Source organism: Salinibacterium sp. AL4.1, assembly GCF_059767305.1.
Genome location: NZ_JBSOQK010000002.1, coordinates 11,976 through 23,894 on the forward strand (window position 1 = coordinate 11,976; position 11,919 = coordinate 23,894).

Sequence of the window (11,919 nt, forward strand, 5' to 3'; positions counted from 1 at the left end):
GCGGTTTCCGTACGCCACCCTCACGCGACCCCTACGTTGGCCGAGTGCGCGCTGAGCGGAGTTACGAAAAGATTGACCGGGCGCTCGCCGTCACTTCAATGCGCACGCCCTCCGGAACGAGCAGCGATACGAAGGGAGGCCGCCAATACGCCGACAAGGAAACTGTCGCGCTTGAGGCGTCGAGACTCGTCGCCTGCTCCACACTGAGGCCTTCGAACTCGGCAGTGGGCGCCGCGGCCAAATACTCCCCCACCGCACTCGCTACCTTCGCTGGCTCGAGCTGCGGCCGGAAGCCCTGCGGTGTGCGCACCACGTCGTCGAGATCGTAGGATTCCGCGCCCACGAGAGCCGCGCCATCCGCGAGGCTGAACAGCCGTTTGCGTTCGAGATACAGCGACGTTGCCGCGACAACGAGAAAAATGAGAACGAGGGAAAGGAAACCGTAGAAGATCGTGAGTACGAGCGCCGATCCATCGTCGTCGCGCATCCTTGGCGAAGTATTCATTAGCGAGACCCCGCGAATTGAGACACCTGCTGAGTCGCGGCGGCGTCCAACGGAACCTGGAGCGGGAAGTTGCCGGTGAGCACGGGTGGGGCCAGCGGGAGATCCACCGCGATCGCGACCTGCACGGTGACGAAGCTCTTACGCGCGAGACAGTCACCGGGATCGGGCGCGCACGTGATCGTGACCGCAGCATCAGCGGCATCAACACCGTGATTGTCGAGGGCGAACTGCACCGCGCTCGATGCCGCCGCATTCGCTTGCTCTAGAGTCTGCGCCTGCACGAAGACTCGGGCAGCTTGCCGGGCGGCTCCCTCTGCCGCCAGAGCTCCCGCCTGAATCGAGGACATCGTGAGCACGAGATAGACGAGCGGCACCAGCATTACGAGGCCCACCGTGATGAACTCGAGCGATGCCGAGCCGCGCTCGCTAGCGAACCTGTTCGAGAGCTGCATGAGCTGACACCTCCAACCCGTTCTCGATACCGACCAAGCCGATGAGTGGCAACGGAGTGTTGACGGTGATAATGACGGCGGGCTGCCCGAGGTGAGTGGTCGTGGCGGCGCTGACATCCGACGCATAGCCGGGAGACAGCGCCGTAGAGATGAGGTCACGAGTGCGAGTCACGCCATCGGCCAACGACGTGTCGGCAAGGGAGGCATAACGCGCACCCTCTGCCGCGGCATCCAGAACCGTATTGCGGATGTGGAGGGCCAGCGCCAGCTGAATAACGCTGAGCGTCAATACGGTTAGCAGCGCTGAGACGAGCACGAACTCGACGACCGCCGAACCGGACTGATCAGCGTGCAGCCGGCGCACTCTCTGGCGCCACCGCTCTGGCATTAGAAGCCGGTGACGCGATCAATGGCCTGTTGGAAAACCGAGCTGAGTGCGGGGCCAGCGAGGCCCCAAATGATGATGACCAGACCTGCGGTCATCAGCGTGATCAGCACCCAGCCCGGCACGTCTCCTCGTTCTGAGGTGAGCGATCGGGTGCCTCGGGTAAGCCCGCTCTTCAGAAGCAATTGAGATGATTTCACTCTGCAATCATTGAGCGAAACACAAATGTGCGTGAAGACTTTCCACAACGAGAAAGCGAGCGGCCAGAATCTGCTCCGGCCGCTCGCCACCCACTATTCGGAAGAGGTGTCTCGCGGGAGTTTGGACCGCAGCTCCGATTGCAAAGCCTGAAGCCTCGCCACTTCGTCTTCGACGATCGCGTCTGCCTGGGCGATGTTGTCGGGCGATACCAAGCCGGTGTCAGCCAGAATCGCATCTTCGGTGACCTGCGAGATTCCGCCGCCCGACTTCGCGGCCTTCTTGCGAAGACGATCAAGCGCAGCGCGAAGCGGGTGCACAGTGTCTCGCAACAGTGGCTCTTCGACCTCGAGGCCGTAGAACGTTCCGATGTGATCCACGAACTGAGCCCGCTGAGCCCGCTCGTACGCTCGCCGCTCTCGGCTGAACGCCGTTACGGTCGCCGCACACATCATCAGCATCACCACGCTGAAGGGCAGCGCCGAGAGAATTGCTGCGGTCTGCAAGGTTTGAAGCCCACCCGTGACCAACAGTGCGATAGCCAAGAGCGACGCCAATAGAGCGAAGAAGACGCGGATGCGCTTGAGCGGTTCCGCAGAGCCACCGGTGGCGATCATCGACATCACGAGCGCGCCGGAATCGGCTGAGGTGACGAAGAAAATTCCGATCAGCAGGATGGCTCCGAATGTGAGAGCGGTGCCTGCCGGGAGACCGGCGAGCAGATCGAAGAGAGCGGAATCGGCATCCACCGATCCGTCGGCAGCAACGAGCCCACCCTGACCGTAGAGCTCACGGTAGATCGCGTTGCCGCCAAGAACACTGAACCAGAGGAACGTGAGCACGGTGGGAACGAGCATGACGCCGCCCACAAACTCGCGCACGGTGCGGCCCTTGGAGACACGCGCAATAAAGACACCGACGAACGGGGCCCACGACATCCACCAACCCCAGTAGAAGGTTGTCCACCCGGCCTGCCACTGTTCGCCAGCATCGCCCTGGTAGGCACTGACGTTGAAAGCGAGGCCGATGAAGTCTTGGAGATAGTTACCCATCGACTGCACGAACTCACGGAACAAGAATGCTGTCGGACCCACGATGAGAAGGAACACGAGGAGCACAGCGGCCAACAGAAGGTTGGTGGTCGACAACCACTTCATGCCGCGGCCGATGCCGGACACCAACGACAGAATCGTGAAGGCAACGATAACGACGATCACGGCGATCTGAGTCGTGAGATTTGACTCGGCGATCCCCGTCTTTTCGAGACCGGCGGAAATCTGAAGAACACCAAGACCGAGCGAAGTCGCAACTCCGAATACCGTACCGACGAGCGCGATGACGTCGATGAGGTTGCCCCAGCCACCGCGAACGCGCTTGCCGAGTAGCGGCTCCAGAGTCCAGCGGATCGAGATGGGGCGCCCGCGACGATGGATGGCGTAGGCGAGCGCGAGGCCAACAACGACGTAGATAGCCCAGGCGTGTACTCCCCAGTGCAGGAAGGTTTGACTCATCGCCTGCTGCGCAAGCTGGATCTCGGTGCCGCTCACCCCGGGGCGCGGGTTCGCGAAATGACTGAGGGGCTCGGCGACGCCGTAGAAGACGAGACCGATTCCCATGCCCGCGGCGAACAGGAAGGAGATCCAGGCGATCATCGAAAATTCGGGCTCGTCATCATCTTTGCCGAGTTTGATGTCGCCGTAGCGGCTGAAGCCCAGCCACAGCGCGAACGCAACGAAGAACGCCGCAATAAGCACGTAGTACCAGCTGAATGAGTTGATAACGCTGGACTGCAGTGTGTTAAACACTGCATTCGCGAGGTTCGGAGCAATGATCGAGAACGCCGTGATCGCAATGATGAGCCCCGCTGCGGGCCAGAAAACCCACGGTGCGAGCATGCGTGTAGCGGTTGGACGGTCCGGAACCTCGGGCTCTGCGGGGATGGTCGATTCTGCGGTCATGAGATCTCCGATCGCGTGGGGTCACTGCTCGATGGGCTACGAGCGTAGACATCGAGTTCTAGTAGCGTAATCGCAGTCTGCAATACATGGTTAGCGGGCGCAGCATTGGCCGCGCCCATCGCTTTACTGTTCGGAGCCGAAGCGGTACCCGAGTTGCCAGCGAGCTGAATCGATCGTGTCGAGGATGGCGACGGTTTCGTCAAGCGAGTGCACCGGCGACTCAGTGAAACCCTGCGCCACAAAACCGGCGAGCGCCGTGGCTTGGTAGCTGAGCCCGCGGTGGCCAACCACACCGGTCTCGTCTTTCCAGTGAATTGATTCTCCGTTGAAGCCGGGCTTCGAGAGGGTCAGCGAGGTGGGCGTGAAGAAGCCATTGCCCACCTGCAGCAGCGCCTCGGTGCCCGCGACGGATGCCGTGATCGGTGTGCGCGCGAGCAGCGTGGTGTTGAGCTGGGCCTGAGCCGCGCCCGCGTAGCTGAGAGTAAGAAGGGATTGGGCATCCACCCCACTCTCGATGAGCGAGCCGACATTGTGCACGGCAGAAGGCGCGCCCAGAATCTGTGACGCGAAGGCGATGGGATAGATGCCGAGGTCGAGCAGGGCTCCTCCCCCGCTCTCGAGCGAGCGAACTCGGTGCCCCTCAGGAATGTGCTGACCGTGGTCGGCGGTGACGAGGTGAATATCGCCCAAGGTTCCGTCGGCAACAAGTTGGTTGATGATTGAGGTTTGGGGCAGGTAGCGAGTCCACATCGCTTCCATCGCGAACACCCCGGCGGCCCGGGCTGCGGCCACAATCTCGCGCGCTTCGGCACCGGTCATGGCGAACGGTTTCTCCACCAGAATGTGCTTGCCCGCAGCGATCGACTGCAGCGCTAGATCGCGGTGAACGTGCTGCTGCGCGGCGATGTAAATCACGTCGACGTCGGGGTTGGCCAGCAGCTCGGCGTAGTCGCCGTAGGCCTTCTCGATACCCCAGGTGTTCGCAAAGTCTTGGGCACGATCAAGGCTGCGGGATGCCACGGCCACGAGCTGCTGCTCAGTGTGCGCGTGCACCGCCTCTGCGAATGTCGCGGCGATTCCACCGGGAGCCATGATGCCCCAGCGCAGCGCTGGAACGGAGTCTGCTGCAGGAATGATCGGGGCCGGGAAAGTGGTGGGGAACACAAGCATCCTTCTCGTCGGGGAGGGCTGCGGCGGCGCAGGCCTCGACCAGTCTAGGAGCCGCACCCACTGGTATCGCGTTGCCTGTGGAAAACCTGAGACATGATTCAGGTTTCACTGTACGGTGATTCCGACGGTCCGTCGCTTGACTGCGGCTGCCGTCAGCGTCGCGGTTTCGTCGCGGCGCGCAATGCGGCCGGGACATCCGCGCAATGACGCACGGAGCGAAGACCGCATTGCGACGTGCGGAGGTATTCCGAATGTCCACTGTTAAGCGCCGGCTCGCCATCCCGGCAGTACTCGCCTCTCTCGCCCTCGTTAGCGCCACGCTGGCGGGAGCCCCACTCGCGGCCCAAGCGATCACGTGTCCACCCGGCTTCGAGATGCTGCCGGGGTGCAGCAACTCGTCCGACCCCGGCGGCTCCGGCACCGTTCCGGGCACGTGGAGCACCGAAACAGTCGCCGGGATGAGCACCCGCATCTACACGCCATCCACTGCCGCCGAACTGCCGGCCGGACGCGCCCTCATGATCAGCCTCCACGGCTGCGCGCAGAAAGCGAGCGACTTTCAAGCGAACGCCAACTGGGTAGCGGCTGCCGAAGACTACGGAATGATCGTCGCGCTCCCCGATGCCCCGAACGGCGGCGTTGTGTTCGGCTGCTGGGATTACTACGACTCGAATCATTCGCGCAGCAACCCCGCACGGCATGACGACAATCTGCTGAACCTCGCCACAACGCTGAGCGCGCGCGTCTCTCTCGGGATCGATGCCGATCAGGTCTACATTTCTGGGCTGTCATCCGGCGGTGGAGAAACGATGGTGATGGGATGCCTCGCCCCCGACATCTTTGCGGGAATGGGCATCAACGCTGGCCCTACGGTGGGCACCACGTCTGGCCAAATCTCGAGCGTCGCCGTATCGAAGACACAGGGTACGACCACGTGCACCAGTTTCGGTAGCGCGAACTCTGCCGCCTTCTCGACCCAACTCACCTCGGTGATCTACGGCAGCAACGACTCCACCGTCTCCACTGGCTACAACACCCTGAATGGCCAGATCATGGCCGGCATCTACGGGGCCTCCAGCACGTCAACGTTTAGTTTGAGCGGCTTGGCAGGCAACAACACCGCCGGCTCGGGCACGCTCTATTCGGATGCCGCGGGGCCACGGGTGTCGGTGATTCAGAACTCGAACCTCGGCCACAACTGGCCGGCGGGCGCAGGCACGGGAGGAACGTATATCAACGCGAACAGCGTTGACTACCCGGCGTACGTGACGGGGTTCTTCTTTGACAACAACCGTCGCGTTGACCGGACCGGAACGCCAGGGCCGACGCCCACCCCCACGCCGACTCCCACTTCGACGCCAACGCCCACGCCAACGCCCACGCCGGATCCTGAACCTGTCACGTGCTTCACTGCGACCAATGCCCAGCATGCGGCGGCGGGGCGAGCCTTCGCCTACGGGGTCAATCCTTACAACCCGTATTACGCGAAGGGATCGCTGAGCTACCTCGGTCAGGGAGATGCGACGATTACGAGCCTCTCGCAGATCTCTGCAACGAGTTGGGTGAAGACGGCGAGCTGCAGCTAGCGGAATTTACCGCTCAACAAGTGAGGTTAGCGGTAGCCGGCGAGCACCGGCTACCGCTAACTCGCGACCGCAGTGGATTCAACATCTTCATCGCAGGAAGACAGGTGCGGGCCTCTTAGCGGCACACCTGCGTGACGCGACCTGAGTCGCGGTGTGCTCGACTCAGTAGCCCGCTTCGGTAACGCCGTATTCAGCTTGTGCTTGAGAAAACCCCTCATAGAGCAACTGGTCGATGAGTCCCTGACGCGAGAACGAAGAATAATCGAGGTACGACTCCGCTGTGACCGCTGCTTGATGGTTCCAGTCGGGGGCGATGTAGTCGACCGCGAATGTCGCGTCAGCGGTGCTGTACCCCTCATATTCGAGCTGGCCGATGAGACCGGAGCGTGAGAATCCCGTGTAGTCCAGATAAGACTCACCTGACCGCACCGCATTAGATTGCGAGGTAGTGAGCGTCGGCTCTTCAGGCTCAGCGACTGGTTCCGGCGTTTGCTCCGGCTCAGCTTCGGCCGTCGGCGTCGAAGTGGGCAAAACCGACGGTGTGGCAACGGGCTCCAACTCGTACTCAGAACTCAGCGAAGCAGGACTCGACGCGAGCCCTGCGATCAGCACGATAGTGGTGATGAATGAAGTCAGAGCAGCAATGCCACCAAGCGCAATAGCGATGATAGATAGGACCTTATTCTGCTTTTTGCGTAGGGCCAATATTGCGAGCACTATCGCTGCGGCGCCCAGAAGAAATCCCATGACCGGGACCCACCCGGAGAAAAAAGCAACAGCTCCGACTACGAGCCCTGCGATCGCAAGCCCAGCAGCGGGCTTCGGTGAAACCTGAGATGCCTGCGGCACGAATGGTGGCGGTGGTGGCGTCGAGTCGGGCATCGAAGTATTCGTCATGAAGTCAGTATGGTGGGGACCTCCTAGCACTGTCTCCCCCACGAACGGGGCTACCCCTCGATCGAATCAGTTGACGCCAGCGCTACCCAAGCGGCTCTGTGCAACAAAAGTTAGCGAACTGGCCCGGCACCCGGCATGCTTAAGCAGTGACCGACAACAGTGCGCCCGCGATCCTCTCGCTTGAGCGCCTGCGGGCGTCTCTCGCAGATGCCGGGCTGACCCTCGACCTCGACGGTGTTGTAACGCAGCGCGAAGCTGCCGCAGCCGCCGTTCGCCAGATTGACGACTACATCCGCCCCCGCTTGGCTGATCTCGATGCACCGCTGCTGGCGGTGGTGGGTGGTTCCACTGGCTCGGGCAAGTCGACAATCGTCAATGCGCTTGTGGGCGTTGCGACGACTCGGGCCGGCGTTATTCGCCCCACGACCCGGCAGCCGATTCTGGTGCACGCTCCCGTGGACGCGGGATGGTTCGCGAGCGACCGCATCCTTCCCGGGCTGGCGCGTGTGCGCGGCCGCATCAGCGCTCCCGGAACGCCCGCGTCGAGCGCGGGCGATACGCCTGAAGAATCACGCATCGGTGAACTCATGCTTCTTGAGCACGACAGCGTTCCTCGTTCGCTCGCGATCATTGATGCCCCAGATATTGACTCGGTCGCCGACGAAAACCGCGCCCTCGCCACCCAACTTCTCGCAGCTGCCGACCTGTGGTTGTTCGTCACGACAGCGAATCGCTACGCGGATGCGGTGCCGTGGCGCCTTCTCGAAAGCGCAGCCGCCCGCTCCATCACCGTGGGCATTGTGCTTAACCGGGTGCCACCCGGCGCTCTCGACGAGATCCTTCCCGACCTCCAGACCATGCTCGCGGAGCGCGGCCTCAGCGACGCTCCCGTCTTCTCCATCGAAGAACAGCGTCTTGACGACCTGGGCATGCTGCCCGCCAGCGCCGTCGAACAGCCGCGTGAGTGGCTCTCCGGCATCGCGGGCGACCGAGCCGAACGTTCCCGCATCGCAGCGCGCACTCTCAGCGGCGCCATCAGCGAACTCGACCGCCAAGTGGTCGTGATTGCGGATGCTCGGCAGGAGCAACTCGACTGGCTCGACGCCGCGCGCGCAGCCGCCGCTGCGCAGTACGACGCCGCGCTCGACGCGGTGGATGCCGCCACCCAGAACGGCGCTCTAATGCGCGGCGAAGTTCTTGCCCGCTGGCAAGACTTCGTCGGCACCTCCGACTTCTTCAGGAAAGTCGACTCGTGGTTTTCAGCGGCGCGCGACCGTGCGACGGCGTGGATCACCGGCAAACCCAACCCCGTGGTTGAAGTCGAAACCCAGATCGAAACCGGGCTGCAGACCGTAATCGTTGATCAGTCGGGGCGCGCTGCTGCGGCAGCGTGGGCCGGGCTGGAACGAAGCGTGGCCGGCAAGGCCATCGCTGAACGGCATCCAGAACTGGCCAGCGAAAGCCCAGAACTGCCTCAGGCCACGACCGCGATGATTCGCGAGTGGCAGGGCGCACTCATGCAGCTCATTCACGACAATGCGGGAGACAAGCGCATCCGGGCCCGCATTCTGTCGCTTGGTTTGAACGTTGTAACGGTGGCCCTGATGGTGGTCGTTTTTGCCTCGACCGGTGGCCTCACCGGCGGTGAGATTGCGATTGCCGGTGGCTCGGCGGTGCTCGGACAGAAACTGCTCGAGACGATCTTTGGTGAGGATGCCGTGCGTCAGCTGGCGAGTGAGGCGCGCGAAGATCTGCACGCGCGCGTTCGCGTTCTGTTTGACGCGGAGCTCGCGCGCTTGAGTGTCGCGTTGGAGCCGCTCCGATTCGGTGCCACGCCTGATTCACTGCGGCGCGAATCGCAGGCGCTACTCGCTGATGTCGCGCGTGCGGCGGGAGACAACTCGTGAGCGCCGCCAAGCCCAGCCTTGACGAGCGAATTGTCGCGCTGCGCACCGTCACTGATGCGGGCACCGGACGTATTCCCGCCGACGTACTCGACGATGCCCGGGCGCTACTGACGCAGACCAAAGCGCGGCGTTCCCGTTCCCCCGAGCACACGGTCGTTGGCGTCTTTGGCGCTACCGGGTCAGGCAAGTCGAGTCTCGTGAATGCCCTCGTGGGTGACGAGGTTGCGGTGGCGCACGTTCGCCGCCCGACTACCTCGCAGGCTCTCGCTGTGACGTGGGAGGCGGCCGGCGCGAGCGAACTACTCGACTGGCTTGAGGTTCGCGAACGGGTCGAGAGGTCGACGCCCTTTGATTCTCGCGCCAGCAAGCTCGTGCTCGTCGACCTGCCCGACGTTGATTCCGTTGAGGCCAGCAATCGTGCTGTTGCCGAGCGTCTTGCCGGGCAAGTGGATGCTCTGATCTGGGTCGTTGACCCGCAAAAGTATGCCGACGATGTGTTGCACGCGCAGTTCATCGCGCCGCACGCCAAGCACGCCGCCGTGACTCTGGTCGTGCTCAACCAGGTCGATCTGTTGAGCGCGGATGATCGTGCCGCGGTCGTGAAGTCGCTCCAGGCGATCGTTGAACGCGATGGCATTCCCCGCGCCCGAGTGCTGCCCGTGAGTGCCCGCACGGGCGACGGTATCGACGCGTTGCGCAAGGCGATTGGCGATCTTGCGGCGTCGAAGGCGGTGCGGGATGCGCGGCTCAGCGCTGACGTGCAGACCCTTGCCGCCCGCATCGACGATCCGGGTTCGCCTCAGAAGGTGAGCGCGAAGAGCGCCGCCCGGCTGCGCGATGAGGTCGGGACGGCTGCGGGCGTCGACATTGTGGCATCCGCTGTTGCTCGTTCGTATCGCAAGCGATCCGGACAGGCCACCGGCTGGCCGCTCGTGTCGTGGGTCGGTCGCTTGCGCGCTGACCCGCTCACTCGCTTGGGCCTCGGGCCGAAGCGTCGTGGCGATGACCCGGATGTGCACCGCACGAGCATGCCGCTCTTGAGCGCCGGCGCACAGGCTCGGATGTCGATGGCCGTTCGCACGTTCACCGACGACGCCGGTGCCGGAGTTTCGGCCCCATGGCGGGCTGCCGCGCGCACTACAGCGGAGCAGGCTCTCGACACCCTGCCGGCCACTCTCGATCTCGCCATCGCCCGCACGCCTTTGCCCGCGAAGGGTTCGTGGTGGTGGGTGCTCGTGGGCATCGTGCAGTGGATCGCCACGATCGCCGGATTGGGCGGAGCACTCTGGTTGGTGGGTACCGCGCTGCTACCGACGTTTGGACTGCCGGCGTTCCCGCTCCCCACTGTGGAGGAAGGTCCGCTCACCGGTTGGGCGATACCGACGCTGCTGCTGATTGCTGCAGTGCTGATCGGAATCCCGCTCGGCCTGATCTCGGCTGTTCTCAGCGCCCTGACTGCTGGCGGTCGCCGGCGTCGCACCCGCCGCCGCCTTCTCGCCGCGGTCGACGAGGTCGTGCAGCGGGATGTCGTGACTCCCGTCGCGACGGCGCTCGAGCAGGCGCGGGCGGTGTCAGCCGCGCTGCAGATTGCGCGGCGCTAGCGCGCAGCGAACTCTTTCGTTCCGATCGCCCCGAGCCGTAGAAAGATTGCCGTCAACGGCGCGAGGTAAGCACCACGAGTGAAACTAGCTGGCCGGTCCGCCGGGGAGCGTTTCACAGGCGTAGCCATCGTTGTCGTAATCTAACCGGGCGATGTCCCCGTACTTGGGGTAATACTTTTTGTACCAGGCCTGAGCGCTAGCGAACGTAGAAAAGTCACTACAGTTCTTCGAGTCGCCCGGATTCGATATCGTGGAAGGCTTCGGACAGACGGTGAGTTTGCCTACCGCGCTAGCGAGAACCGCGCTTCCTCCCAGCAACACTCGATGGTTCACACCCAGTGCGTTCACGTCATCCTTCACCGCGGACGAGACGCACGTCTTCGCAACGACGTACAGCGGTGAACCGGTCTTCCCGGCTAACGCTGCGCCGGCCAGGGCGTCTGCAAAGTCCGTTCCGACCGCAAAGTAGGCCGAGGAAGCTGAGGAGAAGGCATGACGATTAATCGCCGCTGAAGTGGAATACCGATCGGAGCCCGACAAGCGCTTGACCGTGAGTGTAGACCTTAGTGAGGATTCGATCCCGGAAGAAATGACGCCCGTTCCTCCAGCAATGTTTATTTTGGTTATGCCGAGGCTGCGAATCAGAGCGGTAGTCGCCTTATCGACGCTATTTTGCTTGCCATCGACCAGAATGACGGGAGCACCTATACTGCCCGCTGCGGCAGAGGCAGATAGCGCATCCGGGAAGTTTCGACCCGTCGCGAGGTAGGCAGTAGAAGTGTTGTCAAAGGCATCCGCGATAAGGAGGCGACTTGTTTCGTAGCGATCGCCACCACCAATCCGTTGAACGGAGGGCGCGAGCTTTTTCAACTCAGTGAGCACGCTGCCGGAAACGGCACCTGTGCCACCTGCCACCACGATCTTCTGTGGTTTGAGTCGTTTGATCTCTGCGGCGACAACTTTAGGAAGTGAGCTACGCGCGGTCGTCAAGAGAGGCCCGCCCTGAGCCGCCGCTGCGGGAGCCGCGGAAAGCGCATCAGCGTAGCCTGCTCCAGTGGCGATATAGACCACGGAGACACCAGCGGCAAACTGGCGCGAAATGGCAACCGCCGTGTCATACCGGTCACCGCCTGACAGCCGACTCACTGACGCTGAAGCCGCCTGAAATTTTACCGTCGAGTTCAAACTTTTAGTGAGACCACTGTTGTTCTCCGGCACCGGTGCCGCGGCACTAGCGGGTAGACCGCCGGTCAAAGAGAG

Annotated in this window: 11 protein-coding genes; 3 read left to right on the forward strand and 8 right to left on the reverse strand. The window is 62.9% G+C overall.

The window, feature by feature from the left end; translation table 11 throughout:
* Positions 1–61: 61 nt before the first annotated feature.
* From ACWTV3_RS09460 to ACWTV3_RS09485, 6 genes are all read right to left on the reverse strand, one after another.
* Complete coding sequence (locus ACWTV3_RS09460) at positions 62–505, reverse strand: Tad domain-containing protein (protein WP_341620215.1); 444 nt, start codon at positions 503–505, stop codon at positions 62–64.
* Positions 505–957, reverse strand: coding sequence for a hypothetical protein (locus tag ACWTV3_RS09465; protein WP_498477972.1), 453 nt, complete (start codon positions 955–957; stop codon positions 505–507). Before ACWTV3_RS09465 ends, ACWTV3_RS09460 begins: the two co-directional genes overlap by 1 nt.
* On the reverse strand, positions 932–1,345 hold the full coding sequence (locus ACWTV3_RS09470; protein WP_498477973.1) for a TadE/TadG family type IV pilus assembly protein: 414 nt from the start codon (positions 1,343–1,345) through the stop codon (positions 932–934). Before ACWTV3_RS09470 ends, ACWTV3_RS09465 begins: the two co-directional genes overlap by 26 nt.
* Positions 1,345–1,527, reverse strand: coding sequence for a hypothetical protein (locus tag ACWTV3_RS09475; protein ID WP_205030391.1), 183 nt, complete (start codon positions 1,525–1,527; stop codon positions 1,345–1,347). The genes ACWTV3_RS09470 and ACWTV3_RS09475 overlap by 1 nt, the downstream gene beginning before the upstream one ends.
* A gap of 108 nt (positions 1,528–1,635) precedes the next feature.
* Positions 1,636–3,498 (reverse strand): BCCT family transporter, encoded by a 1,863-nt coding sequence (locus ACWTV3_RS09480; RefSeq protein ID WP_498477974.1) that lies wholly within the window; start codon positions 3,496–3,498, stop codon positions 1,636–1,638.
* 123 nt (positions 3,499–3,621) lie between these two features.
* Positions 3,622–4,668 (reverse strand): Gfo/Idh/MocA family protein, encoded by a 1,047-nt coding sequence (locus tag ACWTV3_RS09485; RefSeq protein WP_498477975.1) that lies wholly within the window; start codon positions 4,666–4,668, stop codon positions 3,622–3,624.
* A 251-nt stretch (positions 4,669–4,919) separates the two neighbouring features.
* On the opposite strand from ACWTV3_RS09485, the gene ACWTV3_RS09490 reads away from it, so the two are divergent.
* On the forward strand, positions 4,920–6,254 hold the full coding sequence (locus tag ACWTV3_RS09490) for an extracellular catalytic domain type 1 short-chain-length polyhydroxyalkanoate depolymerase (RefSeq protein ID WP_498477976.1): 1,335 nt from the start codon (positions 4,920–4,922) through the stop codon (positions 6,252–6,254).
* Positions 6,255–6,416: 162 nt separating this feature from the next.
* Here the strand turns inward: ACWTV3_RS09490 and ACWTV3_RS09495 are convergent, their stop codons facing one another.
* On the reverse strand, positions 6,417–7,151 hold the full coding sequence (locus ACWTV3_RS09495; RefSeq protein ID WP_498477977.1) for an Ltp family lipoprotein: 735 nt from the start codon (positions 7,149–7,151) through the stop codon (positions 6,417–6,419).
* Positions 7,152–7,297: 146 nt separating this feature from the next.
* Between ACWTV3_RS09495 and ACWTV3_RS09500 the strand changes: the two genes are divergently transcribed.
* Positions 7,298–9,058 (forward strand): dynamin family protein, encoded by a 1,761-nt coding sequence (locus tag ACWTV3_RS09500; RefSeq protein WP_498477978.1) that lies wholly within the window; start codon positions 7,298–7,300, stop codon positions 9,056–9,058.
* Positions 9,055–10,659 carry a GTPase family protein gene (locus ACWTV3_RS09505; RefSeq protein ID WP_498477979.1) on the forward strand — a complete coding sequence of 535 codons (1,605 nt, stop codon included), beginning with the start codon at positions 9,055–9,057 and terminating at the stop codon, positions 10,657–10,659. The genes ACWTV3_RS09500 and ACWTV3_RS09505 overlap by 4 nt, the downstream gene beginning before the upstream one ends.
* 84 nt (positions 10,660–10,743) lie before the next feature.
* On the opposite strand, the gene ACWTV3_RS09510 is transcribed toward ACWTV3_RS09505, so the two are convergent.
* A complete protein-coding gene (locus ACWTV3_RS09510; RefSeq protein WP_498477980.1) occupies positions 10,744–11,805 on the reverse strand; it encodes a cell wall-binding repeat-containing protein in 1,062 nt (353 codons plus the stop codon).
* Positions 11,806–11,919 lie beyond the last annotated feature (114 nt).